We start from the raw sequence: 25,828 nt of genomic DNA on the forward strand, positions 1-25,828 counted from the left end.
CGACTCTCTTATGACATTCTTCCGTGTGGCGGTGGCCGCGCTGATTTCCGCAATCCTTGGAACCGGTGCGGCAGCACAGGACATCACGCTCACCTCGCATGACGGCAAGGTCGAAATCACTGGCAACTTGCTGGGTTTCGACGGCGAATTCTACCGCGTCGACACGCAGTTCGGCGAGCTGACGGTCGACGGCTCGGGCGTCACCTGCGACGGCCCCGCTTGCCCGAACCTGATCGATTTCGTGGCCGAGGTCCGATTTTCCGGCTCGTCCGTGATGGCCGAAACAGTTCTGCCCGCGCTGATCATCGGCTTTGCCCGGCAAGAAGGGCTGACCGCTACGCCAAAGCGCGTGGATGAACGCACCTTTGCATACGAGCTGTTTCAAGCCGACCGGCAGGCCCCGCTGGCCCGTCTGTTCTTCCGCGTAGGCAATACGGATCAGGGATTTGCCGACCTGACCCAAAACACCGCCGACATCGTCATGGCCCTGCGCGAAATCCGCGACGGCGAAGTTGACGCGGCGCAAGAGGCCGGGCTGGGCGATCTGACCCGCGCGCGGCGATCTCGCGTTATTGCACTGGATGCTATCGTGCCGGTGGTGGCCAAAGACAACATCGCGGCGCAGATTTCCCCGTCTGATCTGGCCCGCGTGCTGACGGGTGAAGTCACTAACTGGTCCGATCTGGGCGGGCCCGACGCGCCGATCGCATTGCATATGCCCGATGCCGGGTCTGGTCTGGCGCAGGCGGTTGAGGACCAGATTTTGTCACCCGTGGGCACAGACCTGACATCCGGCGCAATACGCCACGCGCGCAACAGCGATCTGGTGCAGGCGGTGGCAAAGGACTCATTCGCCATTGGTATCACCAGCCATGCCTCGGCTGATGCCGCCCGCGCCCTGCCCCTGACGGGCGGATGCGGCCACGGGCTGGCCGCAACGCGCCACGCCATCAAGACCGAAGATTACCCGCTGACCCTGCCCATGTTCCTCTATCTGCCGGAACGCCGCCTGCCCCGGATCGCGCGGCAATTTCTGGCCTATAGCCAAAGCGCTGACGCCCAGATGGCGATCCGGCAAGCCGGGTATGTGGATCAGGCGCCTGAAACCACGCGGATCGGATTGCAAGGGGATCGTCTGTCCAACGCCATCGTCTCGGGCGGGGCCGAGGTCGGGCTGGAGGAAATCCAGCGCATGATCGACGCCCTGCGCCCCATGGCCCGCCTGTCCCTGTCGGTTCGGTTCGAGCCCGGATCGTCCCGTCCAGATGCGCAATCGCGGTCGAACATCCTGTATCTGGCGCAGGCGCTGGAAACCGGCACCCTGAATGCCCGCAAGCTGGTCTTTGTGGGCTTCAGCGACGGGGACGGGGCCGCCGCCACCAATGCCCGCATTGCCCTGCGCCGCGCCCAAACCGTCCGCAACGCCGTTCTGGCCGCAGTTGAAACCGAAATCCCCGACAGTATCGACATCTCGGTCGAAGGCTTTGGCGAGGCCATGCCCATGGCCTGCGATGACACTGAATGGGGTCGCAAAGTCAACCGGCGCGTCGAAATCTGGATCGAGTAACTCCCGCATCTTCTTCTCGTGAAAAATACGGTGGGGGTGAATTGATCCGCAGGATCAAGAGGGGGCAACGCCCCCTACAAATACCCCTCGGACCGAAAACTCAACTCGGTCGATTTTCCGATGATCAGATGATCATGCAACGTCAGACCCAGCGCCGTGCAGGCATCGTGAATCCGGTTGGTCATGTCGATATCCGACTGAGACGGAGTCGGATCGCCGGACGGGTGGTTATGCACCAGTATCAGGGCCGAGGCATTCAGCTCCAACGCCCGCTTCGCGACCTCGCGCGGATAGACCGGTACATGATCCACCGTACCCTTGGCCTGTTCCTCATCCGCGATCAGCACGTTCTTGCGGTCCAGATAGAACACCCGGAACTGTTCGATCTCGCGATGTGCCATGGTGGTGTGGCAGTAATCCAGCAGGGCATCCCACCCGGAAATCACATGCCGCTGCATCACGCGGGCGCGGGCCATCCGGTGGGCGCAGGCTTCGAGGATTTTCAGGTCGGTGATCACTGTCTCGCCAACACCTTTGATCTGACGCAGCCGTTCTTCGGGCGCGGTCAGCACGCGGTTGAAATCCCCGAACGTATCCAACAGCAGCCGCGCCAGGGGTTTCACGTCCTGCCGGGGGATCGAGCGGAACAGGACCAGTTCCAGCAACTCATAATCCGGCATCGCTGCCGACCCGCCCGACATGAACCGCTCACGCAGTCGTTTGCGGTGGTCCTTGATGTATGACGGCAACCTGCCACTCGGCAGTGGCTGTGCTGGTGCTTCGTCCGTGTCGAACAGCATGGGGGCTTCGGCAAAGGCGTCCTGTGTCATGGGCTAACCTTGACGCAGAATCGGTTTCTGATTGGTTAACGCACCTCACCCGCCAGCCGCGTCGTGGCCCGGCGAACCCCCATGTGCAGCAGGATGGAAAAGACCCCCAAAGTCAGCATCGCCGCAAACATCAGGTCCGTCTTCGCGCGGCCATTGGCCAGCAGCATCAGATAGCCCAACCCTTGCGACGACCCCACCCATTCACCGATCACCGCCCCGATGGGCGCATAGACCGCCGCCAGACGCATCCCCGAGGCCAAGGACGGCAGCGCCGCCGGAATACGGATATACCACAGCACCGCCCGCTTGCTGGCCTGCATGGTCCGCGCAAGGTCCAGATAACCGGGCGGCGTCCGCATCAGACCGTCAAAGAAAGACGAGGTGATCGGGAAATAGATGATCAGCACCGCCATCGCCACCTTGGACCAAAGCCCATAGCCCAGCCACAGGGTCAGCAGAGGGGCCAGCGCAAAGACCGGCAGCGCTTGCGTAAAGACCAGTATCGGCTGCACCAGCACCCGCGCCGCCCGCGAATTGGCCAATTGCAGCGCCGTGACGACGCCCAGCACCGTTCCAACACCCAGACCGATCACCACTTCGACCGCAGTGATCCATGTGTGTTCGGCGATCAGCCAGCGGTTCTGCCACCATGTCTCGGCCACAAGCGCCGGGCCGGGCAGGATGAATTTCGGCAGGCCGGTGATCCAGACGATCCCCTGCCAAACCGCCACCGCGAACACAGTCGCCGCAAGGGCCGAAAGGTACCTCATGCCGCCTCCCGTAGCAGACGTAACAGGGCCCCTTGGGTTTCCAATGTCTCAAGATCGTCCACATGGCGCGGTGCGGGCGCGCGCGGAGGTTCACACGCAGTCAGCCCCTGCTGCGTCATCACCACGATGGACTGACCCAGCCGCGCGGCCTCGGCCGGATCATGGGTGACCAACAGCACGGTCCGGCCCTGCAACGCCTCTGCCGCCAGATCCTGCATATCCGCGCGCGTGCGGGCATCGAGGGCCGAGAACGGCTCATCCAGCAGCACAATCGGCCGATCCTCCATCAGCGTTCGGGCCAAAGCCACGCGCTGTCGCTGGCCGCCGGACAATTCACAAGGTTTCTTGGCCATGTGGTCCTGCAGGCGCATTCGCTGGATAAGGCGGTCGCGCCGCCCCAGGTCGGGCTTCTCACCCCGCAGCCGTGCACCCAACGAGACATTCTGCGCCACTGTGGCCCAAGGCAGCAGCAAATCGTCCTGCGCCATATAGGCCACGCGGTCCGGGACTGGTTGCGCGTCGCTTGCGGTGATCTCGCCGGTGAACGCCGCTCCGGTTTCCAAACCGGCAATCAGGCGCAGGACCGTGGTTTTGCCAACGCCCGATCCGCCCAGCAGGCAGGTCCACTGCCCCGCCGCAAGGGTCAGGGTCAGCGGCGCGAACAAAGGCGCGTCGCCAATATTCGCCCGCCCATTGACGGTCAGATCGGGTGCGGGGGTCACGGGGTCAGACCCATTTGCCAGAAATTGACCTCCAGCTCGGTGGCCGTTCGGAAGGTCTTGCACAGGCGATCCCAACGAGGTGAGGCCCTGAAATCCGGTCCAATCCGCCGTGTCAGAGCCGAATCCATCAACTCACCAATCGCCTTGCACCCGGCTTGGTACTCGTCGCTGGCATAGGTGTTGATCCAATCGCGATATGTCTCGGATGTGGCCTCGGACGCCAACCGGGTGCCGATCTCGCCATATCCCATAACGCAGGGCGCCAAAGCGGCAAGCAGATCCAGCAGATCCCCGCTATACCCCGCCTCAAGCACAAAGCGGGTATAGGCAAGGTTCTCGGTCCGTTCGGGCGTCGCGAACAACGCCTCCTGAGTAATCCCGGCCGCCTTACATATCCCGATATGCAACTGCATCTCTTCCCCGACCAGGGCGTTTACGGTTTCCGCTGCCGCCAGCATTTCCGAATGCGTCTCGGACTTGACCACCGCCAGCGCCCAGGCGCGGCTGAAATGGATCAGGAATACATAATCCTGACGCAGGTAATGCAGGAACGCGTCGCGCGGCAGCGTCCCGTCCTTCATCCCTTCGACAAAGGCGTGGCGGGTATAGTCCCGCCACGGCCCCTGCGCCGCGTCGCGCATCAGCGCGAAGGCGTTGCCGTATCCGCTCATTGGGCGGTCACGTCGATGGTGATGTCGCTGACCGGGTTTAGGCTGTCCACCATGCCGCTTTCGTTCAGAAACGCCTCGAACCTTGCATAACGACCGGCGTCAAAGCCCGCAGGACGCAGCGCAAAACGCGGCACCGTGTCGATCCAGGCACGGGCGTTCAGCTCATCCTGCAACTCGGGCGAGGTAGAGGCAAAGATCTCCCAGCTTTTTTCCGGGTTGTTGACGATGAACTGCGTCGCCTTTTCGGTGGCCGCCAGGAACCGGGCGATCATGTCTTTGTCCATCGTCTCGGGGTTTGCGACATAGATCAGCTCGTCATAGGACGGCACGCCCTCTTCCTCGATATAGAAACAGGTGCCCGGACGGCCTTCGATATCCATCTGGTTCAGCTCGAAATTGCGATAGGCGCCGATGACGGCATCCACCTGCCCGGACATCAGCGAGGGCGAGAGCGAGAAGTTGACGTTGATCAGTTCAACGTCGTCCAGCGTGACGTCGTATTTGCCCAGCACGGTGCCCAGAACAGCCTCTTCCACGCCCGCAACCGAGTACCCGATTTTCTTGCCCCTGAGGTCCGCAGGCGATTTGATCGGACCGTCTTTCGGCACCAGAAGGCAACTCAACGGGGTCGCGACCAGCGTTCCAACACGTTTCAGCGGCAGACCCTCGTGGATCTGAAGATGCAGTTGCGGCTGATAAGACACGGCAAGTTCCGCCTGACCGGCGGCCACCAGACGCGGCGGGGCCGAGGGGTCGGCGGGCGGAATGATCTCGACCTGCAATCCTTCGTCGGCGAAATATCCGTTTTCCTGAGCCACGATGATCGGGCCATGGTCGGGGTTGATGAACCAGTCCAGCAGCACGGTCATCTTGTCTTCGGCCCAGGCCGGCGCAGCGGCCAGAAGGGCGATGGCTGTCATCAGCTTTTTCATGTCTCGCGTTTCCTTTTCACTCACGAGGTTGAGGCCGCGACGAGGACAATCTCGCCCGGCCAATCCGGTTCAATCTGTTCTGCAGCGCGCCAGGCCCGCAGGCCGGTGGCGCAGCACAAAGCCAGTCTTTTTTCTTTGTTAGGCTCTGTTTTCAGGTCTTCGACACTCAGGCGTTGCGCCAACGGGTGGATCGGGTCCGGGGCTTCGCCCGTGTCCCGCAATTCGACGATCATGTCATCGGCGTCCAGTTGCGAGGCGGCCAGAAAGGGAAAGGCCCGCTGAGGCTCGGGCGCTGCATCAAAACGGAAGCTGGTGCTGCGCAGGGTGCGGGCATCGAGTTGCACCATCTGACCCAACGGCGAGGGGTCGATCCCCAAAATCAACGCCAGCGCCATCTGCGCCTGCATCGCGCCGATCATTCCCACGACGGGCCCCAGAACACCCGCCGTGGCGCAGCTTGCCCCGCTGTCCGGCGCATCCGGAAACACCGCGCGCAGTGAGGGCGCACCGCCGCAAAACCCGCCGACATAGCCAGACAGGCCCAGAACCGAGCCGCTGATCAGCGGCTTGCTCGCGATCAGACAGGCATCCGACAAGGTATAGCTGGCGGCATAGCTGTCCGCACAATCAAGGATCACGTCAGCCTGCCCGGTGAAATCCATCACATTGACGTTTGTTAGAGCCTGTTTTGCTGCAACAACCACAATCCCGGAATTCAGCGCACGACAGCGCTCTGCCGCAGCTTCGGCTTTGGACCGACCGCATTCCGCCTCGGCAAACAACGTCTGTCGATGCAGGTTCGACAGGGCGACATGATCCGCATCCATGATCGTCAGATGTCCGACACCCGCCCCAGCCAGCAACGGCAGGACCGGCGCCGCCAGCCCGCCCGCGCCCACAACCAGAACCCGCGCGCGCGACAGGCGGGCCTGCCCTTCGGCGCCGACCTCGGGCAGGATCATCTGGCGGGCATAGCGGCTCATCTGGTGACCTCGATCCATTGGCGCACGCGCGCCTCGGGGTCGGGGTTCAGGGTGATGTCTGTCACGACCGAAACGATGTCCGCCCCAGCCTCAAGCACCCCTTCCGCGCGTTCAACGCTCATGCCGCCGATCCCGACCAGAGGGATGTCGCCCACGCGGGCCTTCCACTCGGTGACTTTGGGCAGGCCCTGCTGTTCCCATTTCATCTTTTTCAGAATCGTCGGATAAACCGGGCCCAGCGCCACATAATCGGGGTTCATGGTCAGCACACGCTCAAGCTCATCATCATCATGGGTCGAGACGCCCAGCTTCAGCCCAGCCTTGCGGATCGCTTTCAGATCAGCGTCGTCCAGATCCTCCTGGCCCAGATGGATCCAGTCACAGCCTGCATCGATGGCGGCCTGCCAATAGTCGTTGACCACCAGCACCGCGCCATACTCGCGGCAGAGATCGCGAGAGGTCACGATCTGCGCCCGAACAACCGCGTCCGGTTGGTCCTTGACGCGTAGCTGCACCAGCTTCACACCCAAGGGCAGCATCCGCCGCAGCCAGTCCGAATGATCGAAGATCGGATAGAAACGGTCCAGCGTCATGACAGGAACGCCTTTCCAATGACGGGGGTTGAGGGTTCGGCCATATCCCGCGCCTCGATCGGGTCGGCCTGATGCGCCAGTTGCCCGGCCTCAACCGCCATCGCCATTGCCTGCGCCATTCGCACCGGATCACCGGCCCGCGCGACTGCGGTGTTCAGAAGAACGGCGTCATAACCCAGTTCCATCGCATGGGCCGCATGGCTGGGCAGGCCAATCCCGGCATCGATAACCAGCGGCACATCGGGAAATTCCGCTCGCATGGCACGCAGCGCGTATTCGTTGTTCAGACCACGACCCGACCCGATGGGAGCACCCCAGGGCATCAGAACCTCGCACCCGGCCCCTAACAACCGTTCGCCCACGATCAGATCATCGGTGGTATAGGGAAAGACCTGGAACCCATCCTCGGTCAGAATGCGTGCCGCTTCGACCAGTTGGAACACATCCGGTTGCAGGCTGTCAGTGTGGCCGATCAGTTCCAGCTTGATCCAAGGGGTCTCGAACACTTCGCGCGCCATATGCGCGGTTGTCACAGCCTCTTTCACCGTGTGGCACCCGGCGGTGTTGGGCAGCACCCGCACCCCCAGTTCGCGGATCATCTGCCAGAATGTCTGCCCCGCCCCGGATTCGCGCCGCAGAGACACTGTGGCCACGCCAGCGCCACTTGCGCGGAAGGCCTGTTCCAGAATCGCAGGGCTGGGATATTGCGCGGTGCCCAGCATCAGCGGGTTGGGCAAGTCGACACCATAGAAACTGCGCATCCTCAGCCCCCCTGCATCGGCGACAGGATTTCGACCCGGTCGCCTTCGTTCAAAGCATGGGCGATGCGCAGGCCCGAGGGCACAAATTCCTCATTCACCGCCGTCGCGACGCGACCCGTGAAACCGCATTCCTCCAGCAACTCGGCCAAAGTGACGGCCATCACGTTCTTGGGTTCACCGTTAAGCACGATCTTCATCGACCATCTCCGACTGTTTGTTGTCCAACGCCAGATCGGCCACGCCCTGCGCCAGCGCCGGGGCCAGCAAATAGCCGTGACGGTAGAGCCCGTTGGCATAGATCGTCCCGCCCAGACGCCGAATGCGCGGCAGGTTGTCCGGGAAGGCGGGGCGCAGATCGACACCGATTTCCAGCACCTCGGCCTCGCCAAATGCAGGGTTCAGAGCATAAGCGGCGCTGAGCAGTTCCAGCATCGACCGCGCCGTGATACGGCTGCTGTCTTCGCTTTCGATCATCGTGGCACCCAGCATGTAGATGCCATCGCCACGCGGCACGATATAAAGCGGGATACGCGGATGCAGCAGACGAACCGGACGTGTCAGGGTCACGTCAGGGCAGCGCACAACCAGCATCTCGCCCTTCACGCCGCGCAGATCATGCAACACATCCCGCGCTGTCAGCCCGCGGCATTCGATGACGTTGTCCAACTGCGCAGGCGCGTGATCGTTGCGGAATTCGACACCCTGTTCCTTGAGATTGCGGTACAGGTCATGCAGCGCCTGCCGTGGATCAAGGTGAGCCTCCCGTTCAAAAAACAAGCCCTGTCCGAATCCATGCAAATCAGGCTCTAATTCAGCTAATTTTGCATGATCCACTTCGGTAAACGCTTCGGTCCGGCGCGCGAAGCGGCGCAAGTCCGGCAGATCCCTGGCATTCGCCACGACCAGAGTGCCATTGCGATGCACCTGCGTTCGCTCTGCCCACCAATTGATGGCCTTCTGACCCAACCGCAAAACGGGTTCCTCGGCGTTTTCGTATTCGCACCACGGGGCCAGCATGCCGCCCGCCCACCACGAACACCCATGCGGACCGGGCCGGCCAGCGGGGTCAAAGACCTGCACCCGTTCGCCGCGCGAGACCAGCTCGCTGGCCACGGCCAAACCGGCAACCCCGGCTCCTATGACAGACCAGAGCGTCACGTGGGCCAAACCCGGTGAAAATGATGCACCGGCCCGTGCCCCGATCCGACATTCAACTCATCCGCCCGGGCAATCGCGCCTTGCAGATAGTCATGCGCTTCGGCCACCGCCTCGGGCAGCGCCAAACCCTTCGCCAGACCGGCCGCAATCGCCGAGGACAGGGTGCAACCCGTTCCATGCGTGTTTCTGGTGTTTTGCCTTGGTGCCTGAAACTCGGCCACAACACCTGTTTCACCGATCAAAACATCGTGGCAGATGTCGCCTGTGCCATGGCCACCTTTCATCAGAACCGTCCGCGCTCCCAACGCGCACAGCGCCTTGCCCTGCTCGATCATTTCGCTTCGCGATGCCGCAGCTTGCTGATCCAGCAGGCAAGCCGCCTCGGGCAGGTTCGGTGTCAAAACACTCGCGCGGGGCAACAGGACGTCACGGAGGGTCTGCACAGCCGCGTCCGCCAGCAAGGCGTCGCCGGATTTCGCAATCATCACCGGGTCTAGAACAACGGGGCCGTCAAACCCCGATAATGCCCGCGCTACGGTTTGGATGATTTCAGGCGTTGCCAGCATGCCGATCTTGATCGCGTCAACGTTCAGATCGGTCAGCACCGCCTCGACCTGCGCGGCGATCACGTCCGGCGGGATACCGTGCACAGCCGTAACCGCCTGCGTATTCTGCGCCGTAACGGCAGTGATGACGCTGGAGCCGTAAACTCCCAAAGCCGACATCGCCTTCAGATCGGCCTGAATCCCCGCGCCGCCGCCGCTGTCGGATCCTGCTATGGTCAGGGCAATTGCTGCCACTTCGTCGCTCCATCATTTTGGGGGCAACGCGGGCATGGAAAACGTCTGTATGCGTTAGACCGTTCCCTACGCCGGTATTGCCCGGATCAGGTTCGATGGGTTAGCGCATTCACGCCTCTCAGCCCTTTGATCAGGGCACCCCAACGGTTGATGCGGACAATCTCAGGGCAGGCGCTGGAAATCAAGCGCCAATCCACAGGTCATAAGGCCACTTTGGGCAAGAGGTTAAGACCAAAGCGGCGTTTGAATTGCGGGGGAAAATGCGAGGCTCTGCCTCGCGCTCCGAGGTATTTTGGGCCAGATGAATAAAGGATCCCTTGCTTCATCTGGCCACAAATATCTCGGGGGAGACGCCCGGTACGGGCGGCGGGGGCAGAGCCCCCAATAGCGGACGACCGCCCCAATAGAGGCAGTCCGCCTTAACCCTTCATCCCGTCCCAAAAAGACTTGACGGACGAGAAAAAGCTTTTGGATTCCGGGTGGTTATCTTCCCCCAGATCATCAAACTCACGCAAGAGCTCTTTCTGACGGGTGGTCAGGTTGACCGGAGTTTCCACGGCCAGTTCGATGAACATGTCGCCAACACCGCCACCGCGAAGGGCGGGCATGCCCTTGCCGCGCAGACGCATCTGACGACCCGACTGGCTGCCTGCCGGGATTTGCACCCGACCGCGGCCACCGTCGATGGTTGGAACTTCGATCGATCCACCCAGCGCGGCCTTGGCCATGCTGACCGGCACGCGGCAGTAAAGGTTCACGCTGTCGCGTTCGAACAGCTTGTGATCCGAAACCTCTACAAAAATATAGAGATCACCCGGAGGGCCACCGCGCATTCCGGCTTCGCCTTCACCGGCCAAGCGGATACGGGTACCGGTTTCAACACCGGCAGGGATGTTCACCGACAGGGCGCGTTCTTTTTCGACACGGCCCGCGCCATTGCAGGATTTGCATGGGTTCTTGATGATCTGGCCCAATCCCGAACAGGTCGGGCAGGTGCGTTCAACGGTAAAGAACCCCTGCTGCGCGCGAACCTTGCCCATGCCGGAACAGGTCGGACAGGTGGTGGGCTCTGCGCCGCCTTCGGCACCCGTGCCTTCACAGGACGAACACGCCACTGCGGCGGGCACGTTGATGGTTTTCTGCAGCCCCGCGTAAGCCTCTTCCAACGATACGCGCAGATTATAGCGCAGGTCCGAACCACGCGCCGCGCGACGTCCGCCACCGCCCCGCTGCCCACCCATGAAATCGCCGAACAGATCGTCGAAAACGTCCGAGAACGCGCTGGAAAAATCGCCCTGACCAAAGCCGCCGCCGGGACGGCCACCGCCGCCCATACCGTTTTCGAATGCGGCATGACCAAACCGGTCATAGGCCGCTTTCTTGTCGGCGTCGCGCAGCACGTCATAAGCCTCGTTGGCTTCCTTGAACTGCGCCTCGGCATCCGGGTTGTCCTTGTTGCGGTCGGGATGCAACTCTTTGGCTTTCTTGCGAAAACCCTTTTTGATCTCGTCCGCCGATGCGCCCTTGGTCACGCCGAGCACATCGTAGTAGTCGCGTTTTGACATCAGTGTTTCCTTCTGCCTCAACGTAATCGGGCCGGCCCGGCAACCGGACCGGCCCGCATTGGCCCGGTTGCTCGTTAGTTACGCTTGTCGTCGTCCAGATCTTCGAACTCGGCGTCGACAATGTCATCATCGCCCGGCGCGGCATCTGCTGCTGCCGGTTCTTCTTCGCCCTCTTCGGCTTGCGCCTTGTAGATGGCTTCGCCCAGCTTCATGGCGGCTTCGGTCACGTTCTGAATGCCCGACTTGATCTTGTCGGCATTTTCGGTCTCCAGCTCGTCCTTCAGCGCGGCAATTGCCAACTCGATGGCTTCGATGGTGGTCGGGTCAACCTTGTCGGCATGCTCTTCCATCGACTTTTCGGTCGAGTGGATCAGGCTTTCCGCCTGGTTCTTGGCATCGACCAGCTCGCGGCGTTCCTTGTCGGCTTCCGCGTTCTCTTCGGCGTCCTTGACCATCTTTTCGATATCCTCGTCGGACAGACCGCCCGAAGCCTGGATGGTGATCTTCTGTTCTTTGCCGGTGCCTTTGTCCTTGGCCGAAACCGAGACAATGCCGTTGGCGTCGATATCGAACGTCACCTCGATCTGAGGCATGCCGCGCGGTGCGGGCGGGATGTCTTCGAGGTTGAACTGACCCAGGATCTTGTTGTCCGAGGCCATTTCACGCTCACCCTGGAACACGCGGATGGTCACGGCGTTCTGGTTGTCTTCGGCGGTCGAGAAGACCTGAGACTTTTTGGTCGGAATGGTCGTGTTGCGGTCGATCAGACGGGTGAACACGCCTCCCAGCGTCTCGATGCCCAAGCTCAGCGGGGTCACGTCCAGCAGAACAACGTCCTTGACGTCGCCCTGTAGAACACCGGCCTGAATGGCGGCGCCCATGGCGACCACTTCGTCCGGGTTCACGCCTTTGTGGGGCTCTTTGCCGAAAAATTTGGTGACCTCTTCGATCACTTTCGGCATCCGGGTCATACCACCGACCAGAACAACCTCATCGACGTCGCCCGCCGACAGACCGGCGTCTTTCAGCGCGGCGGCGCAGGGCTTCATCGACTTTTTGATCAGGTCGCCCACCAGCGATTCCAGCTTGGCACGGGTCAGTTTCATGACCATGTGCAGCGGCTGGCCGTTCGAACCCATCGAGATGAACGGCTGGTTGATTTCGGTCTGCGAGGTCGAGCTGAGTTCGATCTTGGCTTTTTCCGCGGCTTCTTTCAGACGCTGCAGGGCCATCTTGTCCTGGCTCAGATCGACACCGTGTTCCTTTTTGAACTCATCCGCCAGGTAGTTGACGATGCGCATGTCAAAGTCTTCACCACCCAGGAAGGTGTCGCCGTTGGTCGATTTGACCTCGAACAAACCGTCGTCGATTTCCAGAATGGTCACGTCGAAGGTACCACCGCCAAGGTCATAAACCGCGATGGTTTGGGTGTCTTCCTTGTCCAGACCATAGGCCAGCGCGGCCGCTGTCGGTTCGTTGATGATCCGCAGCACTTCCAGACCTGCGATTTTACCGGCGTCTTTGGTGGCCTGACGCTGCGCGTCGTTGAAATAGGCGGGAACGGTGATAACCGCTTGCGTGACGTCCTCACCCAGATAGCTCTCGGCGGTTTCCTTCATCTTGCCCAGAGTGAAGGCCGAGATCTGGCTTGGGGAGTATTTTTCACCGCGGGCTTCGACCCACGCGTCGCCATTGCCGCCATCGACGATGGCGTAGGGCACCATTTTCTTGTCTTTTTCGACTTCTGCATCATCCACGCGACGACCGATCAGGCGCTTGACGCCAAAGATCGTGTTGTCGGGGTTGGTGACCGCCTGACGTTTTGCAGGCTGACCGACCAGACGCTCTTCTTCGGTGAAGGCGACGATCGAGGGCGTGGTCCGCGCCCCTTCGGCGTTTTCGATGACCTTCGGCTGCGAGCCGTCCATGATGGCCACGCACGAGTTTGTGGTACCGAGGTCAATCCCGATGACTTTTCCCATTTTTGCAATCCCTTTCTCTTCAAGGCGATGTCCCGAGGGCCGGACCCGTTATGGCATCCTGTCCCCGATCTGATGTGCGCGACAGCACTACACCATCGCGCGTCCCGGCGTATATAAGGGCCGGACCAGAGGCCTGCAAGCACTCTGAATCGCAGCTTTTCGGGAATCTGCGGCCTTTTTGGGCAAGGATTAAGTAAGGAATGGGGAATCTGGGATGGCGCGGCTGCTTTTGCGGGGGTTCGACATCAGGAAAGGGTATCTGGACAGCGCCGCACAAACCCGGGTGATCGAAGCGCTGCGCCCGATTCTGAAAGCCGCGCCGCTGTTCCGGCCCGTGACGCCGTCGGGGAAAGAGATGTCCGTGCGCATGACCTCGGCCGGGGATCTGGGTTGGGTCACCGACAGATCGGGCTATCGCTATCAGGATCACCATCCTAAAGGCGGCAAATGGCCCGCCATACCCGAGGCGGTTCTGACCATCTGGCGCGATCTGATCAGCCCTGACCGCGCGCCCGATTGCTGCCTGATCAACTACTATAATGAGGACGCAAAGATGGGCCTGCATCAGGACAAGGACGAGGCAGATTTTTCCTGGCCCGTTTTGTCCGTATCGCTGGGCGATGACGCGCTGTTCCGGATCGGCAATACAACCCGCGGCGGCAAAACGGAATCGATCTGGCTGAGTTCGGGCGACGTCGTCATCATGGGCGGCCCGGCCCGGCTGACCTATCACGGCGTTGATCGCATCCGGCCCGGATCATCGCGGTTGTTGCCCAAAGGCGGGCGGATCAACCTGACGATGCGCATGGCAACCTAACGGCGCGCATTCCAGCTTTGGGACATGTGCTTGCGGGAAAAAAACTCGCCCAGCAAACCGATCATCAGCAGCGCTATTCCAACCCACAACGCGTATTCCCAACTGGTGTTGCGCGGGAAATAGTTGCGAAACACGAAGCCCCGGCACTGATCGATCAGGTGAAACAGAGGGTTCCACGCAAACATCAACAGAACGCTTCCGCCCAATGCGTTGGCAATGAACATCTTGCCGGAAAACACCATGTTCAGACGGCGGTAAATGTTGCTGAGCATCCCGGCGGCCGTCGGAAACCATGGTGCTATCGCCATAAACACCAGTCCAACCGAACAGCCCGTGAACCAGGATAGAATGAGCATCCCAAACGCGCCGCCGGGATCCTGAATCTCAAGCGGCGCCACCGCTAGGCTATAGACGAAAAGGATCACCAGAACTGACATCAATTGCTTGTAAAGCGTGCCGAACGCGGCGGCGAGGATCATAACCATCGGGTTCATGGGCGAGTGCAGCATCATCGGGCTGTTCTTGCCACCAAGCTTCGAAATGCTACCAACTGATTGAATATGTGTCATGAACAGGAAAACACCTGACAGAACGTACAGGACAAACTCTCCCCTGATTTTGGCGACACGTGTACCCATGAAGGACATAATCAGGTAAAATACCGAAGCCATCAGAACGACCTGCAAAATGTTGATCAGGATCGCAACTACGGCGTTGGAATGTCGCGCGCGCACGCTGCGTACCACGGCGTGGAACACCAGTTCGGCTGTGGTGAACGCACCACCCAGCAGCGTTTGGTTACGACTGAAATAAAACACTCGAAGGGTCTTTCCCGTTTTGCTGCCGTCAATCTGGCACGAATACCTTGCCGTTCGGTAACCGGCACATCATAAGTCCGTCAGAGATTTGGATCAACAAACCACGTAAACGGAGCTTTTTTGTGACCTACGACGCGCTTATCCCCGTCATCCGACGTCTGGCCCTGGAAGCAGGCGACAAGATCATGGAGATCTACAATTCGGATGATTTCGACGTGAAGGTCAAATCTGACGCCAGCCCCGTGACCGAGGCGGATGAGGCGGCAGATGCCCTGATCTCGGCCGGGCTGCGCGCCGCGTTTCCCGACATTCTGCTGGTGACCGAGGAACAGGCGGCCTCGCATTCGGAAAAGGGCGAGACCTTCCTGATCGTCGATCCGCTGGATGGCACCAAGGAATTCATCAACCGGCGTGGGGATTTCACGGTCAATATTGCCCTGGTCGAAAACGGGCTTCCGACGCGGGGCGTTGTTTACGCGCCAGCCAAGGGGCGCATGTTCTACACGCAGGCCGATGGCCAATCGGTCGAGGAAACCGGTGCGCTGGATAAGGACCAGCTCGGCGATCTGACCGCAATATCAGTCTCTGAACCAGACAATTCGGCGCTTTTGATCGTTGCGTCCAAGTCGCACCGGGATCAGGCGACCGAGGATTACATCAACAAATATCAGGTGCAGGACAGCAAAAGCGCAGGCTCATCGCTCAAATTCTGTCTGGTGGCAACGGGGGAGGCTGATCTTTACCCCCGTGTCGGCCGCACGATGGAATGGGACACGGCCGCTGGTCACGCGGTGCTGGCGGGCGCGGGCGGTCAGGTGGTTCGCTTTGACGACCATTCCCCGCTGACCTACGGCAAGGACGGCTATGCAAATCCGTTCTTTATCGCCTACGCTCCGGGTGTTGAGTTGAAGGAAGCCTGATGTCTGTTCTGATCGCCATCCCCGCCCGCTATGCCTCGACCCGGTATCCGGGCAAGCCTCTGGTTCCGTTGACCGGCACGACCGGCAAGGCGATGACACTGATCGAACGATCCTGGCGCGCGGCCTGTTCCGTCTCGGGCGTGGACAAGGTGGTTGTGGCCACAGATGACGACCGTATCCGCGAGGCCGCCGAGGCCTTCGGGGCCGAAGTCGTCATGACTTCCGAAGCATGCCAGAACGGCACCGAACGCTGCGCCGAAGCGCATGCCGCACTGGGCGGTGGCTATGAGATCGTCGTGAACCTGCAAGGCGATGCACCTTTGACGCCGCATTGGTTTGTCGAGGATCTGATCTCGGGCCTGCGCGCGGCGCCTGATGCGGGTGTGGCCACCCCGGTTCTGCGCTGTGATGGCGATGCGCTGAACAGTTTGCTGAACGACCGCAAACATGGGCGCGTCGGCGGCACTACAGCCGTTTTCGCGCGCGACAACAGCGCGCTGTATTTCTCGAAAGAAGTCGTGCCGTTCACAGCCGAAACCTATGAAGGCGGCGCACCCACCCCGGTCTTTCATCACGTCGGCGTCTATGCCTATCGCCCCGATGCGCTGGCTGCTTATCCCGGCTGGCCAACCGGACCGCTGGAACAGCTGGAAGGTCTGGAACAGCTGCGCTTCATGGAAAACGGGCGCAAGGTTCTGTGCGTCGAGGTCGAAGCCAAAGGCCGCCAGTTCTGGGAGCTGAACAACCCGCAGGACGTACCAAAGATCGAAGAGATGATGGCCGCTATGGGTCTGGAGTGACCTCTTTTCCCCATGACCTTTGCACCTGCCATGGCGTAGGAACCTCCAACTCTGACCTTACGGATCGCATATGAAAACTGTTCTTGTCACCGGTGGCGCTGGCTATATCGGATCCCATGCCTGCAAGGCGTTGTCACAGGCCGGGTATGTGCCCGTCACCTATGACAATCTGATCACCGGCTGGCAGGATGCGGTCAAATTCGGTCCGTTCGAACAGGGCGACCTGCTGGACCGTGCCCGGCTGGACGAAGTGTTCGCCAAACACCAGCCCGTGGCGGTGATGCATTTCGCCGCGCTCAGCCAGGTGGGTGAGGCGATGAAAGAGCCGGGAAAATACTGGTCCAACAACGTCACCGGTTCCCTGACGCTGATCGAGGCCGCGGTTGCGGCAGGGTGTCTGGACTTTGTGTTCTCATCAACCTGCGCCACTTATGGTGAGCATGACAATGTGGTGCTGGACGAGACAACCTCGCAGCACCCGCTGAACGCCTATGGCGCGTCCAAGCGCGCGATCGAGGATATTCTGCACGATTTCGAGGCCGCGCATGGGCTGCGCCACGTAATCTTCCGGTATTTCAACGTCGCGGGCGCGGACCCGGATGGCGAAGTGGGTGAGTTTCACCGCCCTGAAACCCATCTGGTGCCGCTGATGCTGGACGCAATTGACGGTAAACGGGACGGACTGACCGTTTTCGGTACCGATTACGACACGCCGGACGGCACCTGTATCCGCGACTATGTCCATGTCTGCGATCTGGTTGACGCGCATGTGCTGGGTTTGAACTGGCTGGAAGAGGGCAAGGGCAGCCGGGTCTTCAACCTTGGCACCGGCTCGGGCTTTTCGGTTTTGGAAGTGATCGAGCATTCCAAGGCCGTCACCAACCGCGCCGTGCCCTATACGGTCGGGGCGCGCCGCGAAGGCGATTGCACCAAACTGGTTTCCGGCTCTGTCCGGGCAGAGGCCGAGTTGGGGTGGAAGCCCAAAAGGTCAACGTTAGAGACGATGATTGCCGACGCGTGGCGCTGGCATCAGAACGGCCATTACGAGCAATGAGGCCCGGTTGACCAGCGCATCGGTACAGCCCCTGCCCCAAATCGGATGGGCCCAGATGTACCGTCTGCGCTGGAAACGCCGCCGTCTGCTAGTGCGCGCATGGCGCAGTCGGCATCAACTGATCAGCGTGAAAGATCAGACCGACAAGATCACGCGCGGCAGCATTCTGGCCTTCACCACGCTGCGCAACGAAATCACGCGCCTGCCCTGGTTTCTGCACCATTATCGCAGCCTCGGGGTCGATCACTTTCTGATCGTGGATAATGGCAGCGATGATGGCTCGGCTGAATTGCTGCTGGACCAGCCCGATGTCTCGCTATGGCAAACCCATGCAAGCTATCGGGCTTCGCGCTATGGGCTGGACTGGCTGACATGGCTGCAAATGCGCCATGGCCATCGCCATTGGTGCCTGATGGTGGATGCGGATGAGTTGTTGATCTATGCCCATCATGACACACGCTCGCTGCACGATCTGACAAAATGGCTGGACCAGACGGGACGCGGGGCGTTTGGCGCGCTGATGCTGGACTTGTATCCCGAAGGCCCGTTGGGGGATCAAGGCTATGTCCCCGACAGCGATCCGACGGCAGTACTGAATTGGTTCGATGCCGGGCCTTATCGGGCACAGCGTCAAAGCCCGGCGGGCAATCTTTGGGTGCAGGGTGGTGTGCGTGAACGCATGTTCTTTTCCACGACGCGACAGCGATCTCCGACCTTGAACAAGATCCCGCTGATACGCTGGTGCCGACGCTACGCCTATGTGAATTCCTGCCACTCGGCCCTGCCCCGCCAGTTGAACGCAGCCTATGACGGACCCGGAGGCTCGGCACCTTCCGGTATCTTGCTCCACACAAAATTCCTGCCCGAGATCGTCGAGAAATCGCGGATTGAGAAGCAGCGCCGCCAGCATTTTCATGACCCTGACCAATTCGGGCCATATTATGATGGGATCATCAATCGCCCGACCCTTTGGACCGCTAAATCGACGCGCTATGCAGGGTGGGAACAATTGCAGCAACTTGGGTTAATGAATGTCGGAGGATGGACGTAATGGGCGAAAACATGTGCATAAAAACCATGTTCACCGCTAACCGGTTCTAAATCCATTGCCCTGCAAGATGTATAGGTGGCATAAATCGGCATTAACCCGACCCTTTTTGCACGTTGAGGGGGGCGGAGGACGCTCGCGGCAAAACAAAGGTTGGATAATCACGTGAGCCTGTGGGACTCGTATCGGATGAGGTTGCGGCGCAAACGCCGTATCCTGCGCGGCGTCAGACGACGGCGCGAGCTTGGGCCCGTCAGCAACAACACCGCCGCCATTCGCCGCGAAGATATTCTGCTGATGAGCGTGGTGCGCAACGAAAAGATACGCCTGCCCTTTTTTCTGGACTACTACCGCAAACTGGGTATCGACCATTTTTTGTTTGTGGACAATGACAGCGATGACGGCACTTGCGAGTTCCTGGAATCACAACCCGATGTCTCGGTCTGGCGAACAAAGACCAGCTATAAACGCGCGGGGTTCGGGCTGGACTGGTCGAATTACCTGCTGCGCAAATACGCCCATAAACACTGGGTACTGACCGTCGATCCCGATGAGTTCTTCATCTATCCCTTCTGCGACACACGGCCCATCCGGGCGCTGACCGATTGGCTGGATGGATGCGCGGTGCGCAGTTTCGGGACCATGCTGATCGATATGTATCCCCAAGGGCCGGTGGACGCAGAACCTTATCACGAAGGGCAGGACCCGTTTGAAATCGCGCGCTGGTTCGATGCCGGCAATTACATGATCACCAAGAACCCCGAGTATAAGAACCTGTGGATTCAAGGCGGTCCCCGTGCGCGCGTGTTCTTTCGCGACAACCCGTCAAAGGCGCCTGCGCTGAACAAGATCCCTCTGGTGAAATGGGACCGGCGCTATGTCTATGTCAGCTCGACCCATTCGCTGCTGCCGCGCGGCTTGAACCAGGTCTATGACGAATGGGGCGGTGAAAAAGCCAGTGGTGCGCTGCTGCATGCCAAACTGATCGACACGCTGGGCGACAAGGCGCGTGAGGAATTGCAGCGCGGTCAGCATTATCGCGGGTCGGGCGAATACAAAGCCTATGCCGATGGTCTGGACGAAAAGCCCGTCTTCTGGTGCGACTGGTCCGAGACCTATATCAACTGGCGACAGCTTGAGATTCTGGGCCTCATGTCAAAAGGAAACTGGGCATGAGTTCTTTGGGCATCGTCATGCTGGTGCATACCGCGCTGGACCGCGCCGAACAGGTCGCCCGGCATTGGACGGCGGCGGGATGCCCGGTGGTGATCCATGTGGATCGCAAGGTGCCGGGCGATGTGTTCTCGAAATTCGTCGCCTCTTGCGCGGATGATCCGCTGATCGTGTTTTCCGAGCGTCACAAATGCGATTGGGGCGGTTGGGGCATCGTTGCCGGATCGCAGGCCGCATCCGAACTGATGCTGGAACGGTTCCCGGACGTGCGGCACGTATTCCTGTCCTCGGGGGCCTGCCTGCCGCTGCGCCCGGTGCAGGAGCTGGTTGATTACCTGTCCGATCGGCCCCGCGTCGACTTCATCGAAAGCGCAACCACCGCCGATGTCAGTTGGACCATTGGCGGGCTGGATCATGAACGCTTCACCCTGCGCTTTCCGTTTTCATGGCGCAAACAGCGCAAATTGTTTGATGCCTATGTCAAGCTGCAACGCCGCCTGGGCCTGCGACGTAGTATCCCCGAGGGGCTGGTTCCCCATATGGGCAGCCAATGGTGGTGTCTAACCCGTCAAACCCTGTCCGCGATCCTGCAAGACCCGAAACGCAAGACCTATGATCGCTATTTCCGGCAGGTCTGGATACCCGATGAAAGCTATTTCCAGACGCTGGCACGGCTGTATTCCACGCATATCGAAAGCCGCTCGCTAACCTTGTCCAAGTTCGATTATCAGGGCCGGCCGCATATCTTCTATGACGATCATCTGCAGTTGCTGCGCCGGTCGGATTGCTTTGTTGCACGCAAAATCTGGTGGCGGGCGGATCGGTTGTATCAGGCCTTTCTGACCGATCAGACCGGCGCGATGAAACCGGCCGAGCCGAACCCCGGCAAGATCGACCGGGTATTTTCCAAAGCGGTCGAGCGGCGCACCCATGGCCGCGACGGTCTTTATATGCAGGGCCGCTTCCCCCGGCATGGCAGTGAAAACGGCCTGACCTCATCGCCTTATTCCATGTTTCAGGGCTTTGGCGAATTGTTCGAGGATTTTGAAAGCTGGCTGACCTCGGTCACCGGGGCACGGGTGCACGGGCGGTTGTTCGGACCCGATCGGGCCGAGTTCGCCCAAGGCCAGACAATCACCAACGGCGCGCTGAGCGATTGCGCCACCCTGCGGGACTACAACCCGACCGCCTTTCTGTCGAACCTGATCTGGAACACGCGGGGTGAGCGTCAGTGTTTTCAGTTCGGCCCAAATGACACGCAGGCCATCAACTGGTTCATGGCCCGCGACAAGAACGCCCAGGTCTCGGTCATCACTGGGGCATGGGCCATTCCGCTGTTCCGCTCGAACATGAATTTCGCGGATATCCGATGCGAGGCTGCGCGCCTGCAACGGATCGAAAGCAAACAGCTTGAGGTTCTGACCTCGGTCTGGACCAAGGCAAATGTGCGCAGCTGGACCCTGGCCGATTTCATCGAGGCCCCGATGGAGCCTTTGCAGACAATCATCGATGAGATCGGCACCCAAGGTGCCAGTCACCTGACGGAAGCGCCGACCATGGTCGATCTGTCCGGCTTTGGTCAATTCCTGCAAAACCTGAAGAACCAGGGCATGCACCCGCAATTGATGGGGGATTTCCCTGCCGACGACGTTTTCGGCACACAAACCAAGCCATATCGCAAACCCTATCTGGTGCAGTGATCGCCGATGACGCGTAAGTTTGACTATTTCATCGTATTGGCTGCGATGCGAACCGGTTCGAACCTGCTGGAGTCGAACCTGAACGCGCTGGACGGTGTCACCTGCCATGGCGAGGCATTCAATCCCCATTTCATTGGCCGCGTCAAAGCGCAGGACGTGCTGGGCATCTCGCTGGAAGAGCGCGACGAAAATCCGACGCGGCTTATCGAGGCCATGCGCGCAGATACAGGCGATCTGAACGGTTTTCGCTATTTTCAGGAACACGACCCAAGGGTGCTGGACCCGGTCCTGAACGACCCGCGCTGCGCCAAGATCATTCTGACGCGTAACCCGCTGGACAGTTACCTGTCGCTGAAGATCGTGCGCAAAACCAAGCAATGGCAATTGAAGAACATCAAACGGCGGCTTGAGGCACAGGTCGAGTTTGATGGGCCAGAGTTCTCGGACTATCTGGATCAGTGCCAAGGCTTCCTGCGTCAGGTCCACACCCACCTGCAACGCACCGGCCAAAGCGCATTTTACATCGATTATGACGATCTGACCCGGTTGGACCTTCTGAACGGGCTAGCCGACTGGCTGGGCATTCCGGCGCGCCTAAGCCAGTTGGACGACCTGCTGAAACCGCAAAACCCGATCCCGGCGCTGTCCAAGGTCACAAATCCGGACCAGATGCAGAGCGACCTGTCCGGGCTTGACCTGCTGTCCATGCACCGCAGCCCGTATTTCGAACCAAAACGCGGACCGGCGGTTGAAGGGTATGTGATCGCGCCAAAATCTCGGCTGCTTTATATGCCGGTGCACGGCGGAATCGATCCGGTCATTCATCAGTGGATGGCCACGCTGGACAATGTTGGCACAGATGGCCTGATAACAAGCCCCTCGCGGCAGGAGGTGCAAGACTGGATGCGCGCCACGCCCGGACACCGTAAATTCACCGTGCTGCGCCACCCGCTGGCGCGCGCGCATACGGCCTTTTGTCGACATATCCTGAACACCGGACCAGAGTGTTACGAGGACATCCGCAAACAGTTGCGCAACCGCTTCAAACTGCCAATCCCCGGTCAAATCCGCGCGCACAACTATTCAATGGACCAGCATTATGAGGCGTTTTCCGCCTTCCTGACCTTCCTGCGCCATAACCTTGCCGGGCAGACGCCGATCCGAGTGGATGCAGCTTGGTGCACCCAATCAGAAGCGCTGGCAGGGGTTTCGAAATTCGCCCTGCCCGACCTGATCCTGCGCGAAGACGACCTGAACCCAGCCCTGCCTGATCTGGCGCGCGGATTGGGCCACGCAAACCCGCCGATGCCCAAAAATGGTACTCCGGAAGAACCCTATCGCCTGGACGAAATCTGCGATGCCAAAATGCAGACGCTGGCAGCAGAAACCTACCAGCGCGACTTCGTGCAATTCGGATTCGGCGATTGGCGACCGATCAGGGGCGCAGAGTGATCAGCGTACCCCGGCCAACCATCGCGTAGATCTCTTCCATCTCGTCATTCTTGACCGCGATACAGCCCGCTGTCCAATCCGGCGTCTTTTTCGCGCGCCGCAGTTCTGACCGCAGGTTGGGCTGGCCGTGAATGAAAATGTCGCCGCCCGGATCGACACCTGCGGCCTTGGCCTGCGCGATGTCTTCCGAGTTGGGATAGGAAATCCCCAAAGACAGGTGATACCGGCTACGCGGGTTGCGGCGGTCGATCAGATAGGTGCCTTCGGGCGTGCGACCATCGCCGCGCTTTGTCTTGGTGCCCCGTGGCGCAAAGCCCAGGTCAACGTCATAGTCGCGCAGGACCTGCTCGTTATGCAAAAGATAAAGCTTGCGCGCGCCCTTGTTCACCACAAGAGACGTCACCTCGGGTCCGTTATAGGTCAGAAATCTGGGGCTGGCTGAGGCACAAGCCGAAAGGCTCAGCGTTGCCATCGCCCCCAATCCAAATGCTCGACGATCCATGTTTTACTGCCTGCTGCTCTTTTTTTGCGTATTATGCCAAAAAATCAGAAAACTGAAATCACTTTTTGATGTTTGATTGCTGAATAAGCCGTTGTTCAATGGCTTCCAGCCGTTCCAGCACCTCATCCCGGTAGGCGTCGGTTTTCACCTCATCCTCGGCATGGTGCGCATCCTGCATCGAATTCACGATCAGACCGACCAGCAGGTTCACCACAGCAAAAGTGGTGACCATGATGAAGGGCACAAAGAACAGCCAGGCATAGGGATAAACCTCCATCACCGGACGCACGATGCCCATGGACCAGCTTTCCAGTGTCATGATTTGGAACAGCGTATAGGCCGACAGACCCAGATCGCCGAACCAGTCCGGGAAGGAATACGAGAACAGCTTGGTCGAGATCACCGCGCCGATATAGAACAGGATCGCCATCAGCAGGAATACGCTGGCCATGCCCGGCAGGGCCGAGATGAACCCTTCGACCACCCGGCGCAGTCGCGGCGCGACCGAGATCACGCGCAGAACCCGCAGGATTCGCAGCGCCCGCAACACGGACAGGCCACCCGCACTGGGGACAAGGGCAACGCCCACGATCAGAAAATCAAACAGGTTCCAGCCGCTTTTGAAGAAGTTACGCCCGGTGGCGATCAGCTTCATCGCAATTTCGGCGACAAAGATCGCTAGGCACAACTTGTCGAGCGTCACGATCAGCGGGCCTGCAGCTTCCATCAGCACGGGCGAGGTTTCCATCCCCAACAGAATCGCATTGAAGATGATGACGCCGGTGATGAACCGACCAAAAGCCGGTGCCTCGATAATGTTCAGCAAACGCTGTTTGAACCCCATGCCTTGCCTGTCTCCTTAGGATGCGGGGTTCAGCACGAACCGCGCGGCCAGTTCCGTATGTGACGACCACCGAAATTGGTCAACGACCTGCACCCATTCAAGGGTATAGCCCGCATCGACAAGCGCTTTGGCATCGCGCGCAAAGGTGACCGGATTGCATGAGACATAGGCAATGACCGCTGGGCGTGCCTGCGCCAGTTCTGCCACCTGTGCCTCGGCCCCGGCGCGGGGTGGGTCAAGAACAACGGCGTCGAACGGCTTTAGTTCATCCGGCATCAAGGGGCGGCGAAACAGGTCGCGCGCCTCGACCGTGATGCGTTTCAGACCGGTCGTGCTGCGCCAGCCCTGATCCAAGGCTTGCGTCATCTCGGCCTCGCCCTCGACCGCATGAACCTCGGCCATCTGCGCCAGTGGCAGTGAGAATGTGCCGCTGCCTGCAAACAGGTCGACGACCCGCTTTGCCCCTTGAGTTGCCTCCAAAACAGCCTGTGTTAGAGCCTGCTCTCCGTCCTTTGTCGACTGCAAAAACGCCCCGGGCGGGGGCGTGACTGCGGCCGGTCCGAACCGCTGCGACGGGGCCTGCCGCATCGCGATCACCTCGCCATCCCAGCTGAGCCTTGCCAGCCCGTGTTTCTCGGTTTCTTGCGCCAGAGCCAGCTCCAGCGGGCCGTCCAGCGGTTTACCGCCTTTGACCGCCGCATCCAGCCCGCCCTCGGACAGGGTCAGCGTCACAGCCAGCACACCCTTGCGGCTGCCACCCAACAGGGCCAAAGCCTCGGCCACCGGAATGGCGGCGATCAATGCGGGGTCCAGCAGGTGACAATCCGGGATATCGGTGATCGTGTCCGACGCCCGTCCGTGAAATCCGGCCAGCGCGCCCTTTTTCGTCCGCCGTACGGCAATCGTCGCCCGACGACGGGACCGATCGGGCGACGTGTGAATGGGCCGCATCGGGGCATCGAGCCCCTGCGCGGCCAGCGCGTTGCGCACCACCGCAACCTTCCAGTCGGCCACGAACGCGTCTGAGGCATGCTGCAATTGGCACCCACCGCAGGCCTTGTAATGCCGACATGGGGCCTTCACGCGCTGATCGGATGGGCTGTCCACCCGGATATCGGTCAGAACCTGACCGTGCAGAGTACCGCTCACCACCTCACCGGGTAAGGTTCGCGGCGCATAGACGGGGCCATCGGCGATACCGTCGCCCTGATGCCCCAGGCGGATTATGGTGAAGGTCTGCGTCATGACGTGGCTGATAACGGCGGTTTGCCCGCAACAAAACCCCCTAGGGCACTTTGCGTTTACTTTGGATCGCAATACGCTGCCTCTCCCTTCGGTCGAACGCGCATTTCGATGCTGTTTGGTT

The 25,828-nt window shown here is 60.3% G+C and carries 26 protein-coding genes and 1 riboswitch; of the genes, 9 read left to right on the plus strand and 17 right to left on the minus strand.

Going from position 1 to position 25,828, the window contains the following annotated elements; all coding sequences use genetic code 11:
* The first annotated feature begins 10 nt into the window (after positions 1 to 10).
* Positions 11 to 1,567 (plus strand): phosphate ABC transporter substrate-binding/OmpA family protein, encoded by a 1,557-nt coding sequence (locus tag ACR0KX_RS11645; RefSeq protein ID WP_170623446.1) that lies wholly within the window; start codon positions 11 to 13, stop codon positions 1,565 to 1,567.
* Positions 1,568 to 1,641: 74 nt separating this feature from the next.
* Here the strand turns inward: ACR0KX_RS11645 and radC are convergent, their stop codons facing one another.
* The 13 genes from radC to dnaK form a co-directional block, all read right to left on the minus strand.
* Positions 1,642 to 2,397, minus strand: coding sequence for a RadC family protein (gene radC, locus ACR0KX_RS11650; RefSeq protein ID WP_170623448.1), 756 nt, complete (start codon positions 2,395 to 2,397; stop codon positions 1,642 to 1,644).
* A gap of 35 nt (positions 2,398 to 2,432) precedes the next feature.
* Positions 2,433 to 3,167 (minus strand): ABC transporter permease, encoded by a 735-nt coding sequence (locus ACR0KX_RS11655; RefSeq protein ID WP_170623450.1) that lies wholly within the window; start codon positions 3,165 to 3,167, stop codon positions 2,433 to 2,435.
* Positions 3,164 to 3,889 (minus strand): ABC transporter ATP-binding protein, encoded by a 726-nt coding sequence (locus ACR0KX_RS11660; protein WP_480708442.1) that lies wholly within the window; start codon positions 3,887 to 3,889, stop codon positions 3,164 to 3,166. The genes ACR0KX_RS11655 and ACR0KX_RS11660 overlap by 4 nt, the downstream gene beginning before the upstream one ends.
* The gene (gene tenA, locus ACR0KX_RS11665; protein WP_170623454.1) at positions 3,886 to 4,560 is read right to left on the minus strand and encodes a thiaminase II; all 675 of its coding nucleotides are present in this window, start codon (positions 4,558 to 4,560) and stop codon (positions 3,886 to 3,888) included. Before tenA ends, ACR0KX_RS11660 begins: the two co-directional genes overlap by 4 nt.
* Complete coding sequence (locus ACR0KX_RS11670; protein ID WP_170623457.1) at positions 4,557 to 5,492, minus strand: ABC transporter substrate-binding protein; 936 nt, start codon at positions 5,490 to 5,492, stop codon at positions 4,557 to 4,559. The genes tenA and ACR0KX_RS11670 overlap by 4 nt, the downstream gene beginning before the upstream one ends.
* Positions 5,493 to 5,512: 20 nt before the next feature.
* Entirely contained in the window at positions 5,513 to 6,475 is a 963-nt protein-coding gene (locus ACR0KX_RS11675) for a HesA/MoeB/ThiF family protein (protein WP_170453403.1), read from the minus strand.
* Positions 6,472 to 7,068, minus strand: coding sequence for a thiamine phosphate synthase (locus ACR0KX_RS11680; RefSeq protein ID WP_170623459.1), 597 nt, complete (start codon positions 7,066 to 7,068; stop codon positions 6,472 to 6,474). The genes ACR0KX_RS11675 and ACR0KX_RS11680 overlap by 4 nt, the downstream gene beginning before the upstream one ends.
* Positions 7,065 to 7,829, minus strand: coding sequence for a thiazole synthase (locus ACR0KX_RS11685; RefSeq protein WP_170623461.1), 765 nt, complete (start codon positions 7,827 to 7,829; stop codon positions 7,065 to 7,067). The genes ACR0KX_RS11680 and ACR0KX_RS11685 overlap by 4 nt, the downstream gene beginning before the upstream one ends.
* A 2-nt stretch (positions 7,830 to 7,831) precedes the next feature.
* The gene (gene thiS, locus ACR0KX_RS11690) at positions 7,832 to 8,026 is read right to left on the minus strand and encodes a sulfur carrier protein ThiS (protein ID WP_170623463.1); all 195 of its coding nucleotides are present in this window, start codon (positions 8,024 to 8,026) and stop codon (positions 7,832 to 7,834) included.
* Positions 8,010 to 8,987, minus strand: coding sequence for a glycine oxidase ThiO (gene thiO, locus ACR0KX_RS11695; RefSeq protein WP_170623465.1), 978 nt, complete (start codon positions 8,985 to 8,987; stop codon positions 8,010 to 8,012). Before thiO ends, thiS begins: the two co-directional genes overlap by 17 nt.
* Complete coding sequence (gene thiD, locus ACR0KX_RS11700) at positions 8,984 to 9,787, minus strand: bifunctional hydroxymethylpyrimidine kinase/phosphomethylpyrimidine kinase (RefSeq protein ID WP_170623467.1); 804 nt, start codon at positions 9,785 to 9,787, stop codon at positions 8,984 to 8,986. The genes thiO and thiD overlap by 4 nt, the downstream gene beginning before the upstream one ends.
* Positions 9,788 to 9,833: 46 nt before the next feature.
* Positions 9,834 to 9,940, minus strand: a riboswitch (TPP riboswitch).
* A 266-nt stretch (positions 9,941 to 10,206) separates the two neighbouring features.
* On the minus strand, positions 10,207 to 11,352 hold the full coding sequence (dnaJ, locus tag ACR0KX_RS11705) for a molecular chaperone DnaJ (RefSeq protein ID WP_170623469.1): 1,146 nt from the start codon (positions 11,350 to 11,352) through the stop codon (positions 10,207 to 10,209).
* A 74-nt stretch (positions 11,353 to 11,426) separates the two neighbouring features.
* A complete protein-coding gene (gene dnaK, locus ACR0KX_RS11710; RefSeq protein WP_170453396.1) occupies positions 11,427 to 13,334 on the minus strand; it encodes a molecular chaperone DnaK in 1,908 nt (635 codons plus the stop codon).
* 214 nt (positions 13,335 to 13,548) lie between these two features.
* Here dnaK and ACR0KX_RS11715 point away from each other — a divergent pair, with 214 nt between their 5' ends.
* Positions 13,549 to 14,151 carry an alpha-ketoglutarate-dependent dioxygenase AlkB gene (locus ACR0KX_RS11715; protein WP_170623470.1) on the plus strand — a complete coding sequence of 201 codons (603 nt, stop codon included), beginning with the start codon at positions 13,549 to 13,551 and terminating at the stop codon, positions 14,149 to 14,151.
* On the opposite strand, the gene ACR0KX_RS11720 is transcribed toward ACR0KX_RS11715, so the two are convergent.
* Positions 14,148 to 14,969, minus strand: coding sequence for an ABC-2 transporter permease (locus ACR0KX_RS11720; RefSeq protein ID WP_170520961.1), 822 nt, complete (start codon positions 14,967 to 14,969; stop codon positions 14,148 to 14,150). The genes ACR0KX_RS11715 and ACR0KX_RS11720 overlap by 4 nt on opposite strands.
* A 122-nt stretch (positions 14,970 to 15,091) precedes the next feature.
* Between ACR0KX_RS11720 and cysQ the strand changes: the two genes are divergently transcribed.
* The 7 genes from cysQ (at position 15,092) to ACR0KX_RS11755 (ending at position 23,116) form a co-directional block, all read left to right on the plus strand.
* Positions 15,092 to 15,889 carry a 3'(2'),5'-bisphosphate nucleotidase CysQ gene (cysQ, locus tag ACR0KX_RS11725; protein WP_170623472.1) on the plus strand — a complete coding sequence of 266 codons (798 nt, stop codon included), beginning with the start codon at positions 15,092 to 15,094 and terminating at the stop codon, positions 15,887 to 15,889.
* The gene (locus tag ACR0KX_RS11730; protein ID WP_170623473.1) at positions 15,889 to 16,689 is read left to right on the plus strand and encodes a 3-deoxy-manno-octulosonate cytidylyltransferase family protein; all 801 of its coding nucleotides are present in this window, start codon (positions 15,889 to 15,891) and stop codon (positions 16,687 to 16,689) included. The genes cysQ and ACR0KX_RS11730 overlap by 1 nt, the downstream gene beginning before the upstream one ends.
* Positions 16,690 to 16,759: 70 nt before the next feature.
* Positions 16,760 to 17,743, plus strand: a complete 984-nt coding sequence (galE, locus tag ACR0KX_RS11735) for a UDP-glucose 4-epimerase GalE (RefSeq protein ID WP_170453391.1) — start codon at positions 16,760 to 16,762, stop codon at positions 17,741 to 17,743.
* Positions 17,744 to 17,750: 7 nt separating this feature from the next.
* Positions 17,751 to 18,794 (plus strand): glycosyltransferase family 2 protein, encoded by a 1,044-nt coding sequence (locus ACR0KX_RS11740; RefSeq protein ID WP_480708443.1) that lies wholly within the window; start codon positions 17,751 to 17,753, stop codon positions 18,792 to 18,794.
* A gap of 186 nt (positions 18,795 to 18,980) precedes the next feature.
* Positions 18,981 to 19,967 carry a glycosyltransferase family 2 protein gene (locus ACR0KX_RS11745; RefSeq protein WP_170623623.1) on the plus strand — a complete coding sequence of 329 codons (987 nt, stop codon included), beginning with the start codon at positions 18,981 to 18,983 and terminating at the stop codon, positions 19,965 to 19,967.
* Positions 19,964 to 21,664 (plus strand): DUF5927 domain-containing protein, encoded by a 1,701-nt coding sequence (locus ACR0KX_RS11750; protein ID WP_170623476.1) that lies wholly within the window; start codon positions 19,964 to 19,966, stop codon positions 21,662 to 21,664. Before ACR0KX_RS11745 ends, ACR0KX_RS11750 begins: the two co-directional genes overlap by 4 nt.
* Positions 21,665 to 21,670: 6 nt before the next feature.
* Positions 21,671 to 23,116, plus strand: coding sequence for a nodulation protein NodH (locus ACR0KX_RS11755; protein ID WP_170623478.1), 1,446 nt, complete (start codon positions 21,671 to 21,673; stop codon positions 23,114 to 23,116).
* Here the strand turns inward: ACR0KX_RS11755 and ACR0KX_RS11760 are convergent.
* From ACR0KX_RS11760 to ACR0KX_RS11770, 3 genes are read right to left on the minus strand one after another with little or no spacing between them, the layout of a single operon-like run.
* Positions 23,100 to 23,618, minus strand: a complete 519-nt coding sequence (locus tag ACR0KX_RS11760) for a L,D-transpeptidase family protein (RefSeq protein WP_170453388.1) — start codon at positions 23,616 to 23,618, stop codon at positions 23,100 to 23,102. The two genes, ACR0KX_RS11755 and ACR0KX_RS11760, sit on opposite strands and share 17 nt — an antisense overlap.
* Positions 23,619 to 23,676: 58 nt before the next feature.
* Positions 23,677 to 24,462 carry an ion transporter gene (locus ACR0KX_RS11765; RefSeq protein ID WP_480708444.1) on the minus strand — a complete coding sequence of 262 codons (786 nt, stop codon included), beginning with the start codon at positions 24,460 to 24,462 and terminating at the stop codon, positions 23,677 to 23,679.
* Between the two features lie 15 nt (positions 24,463 to 24,477).
* On the minus strand, positions 24,478 to 25,707 hold the full coding sequence (locus ACR0KX_RS11770) for a class I SAM-dependent RNA methyltransferase (protein ID WP_480708445.1): 1,230 nt from the start codon (positions 25,705 to 25,707) through the stop codon (positions 24,478 to 24,480).
* Between the last annotated feature and the right edge of the window lie 121 nt (positions 25,708 to 25,828).

This window comes from Ruegeria sp. BG5 (assembly GCF_056538425.1).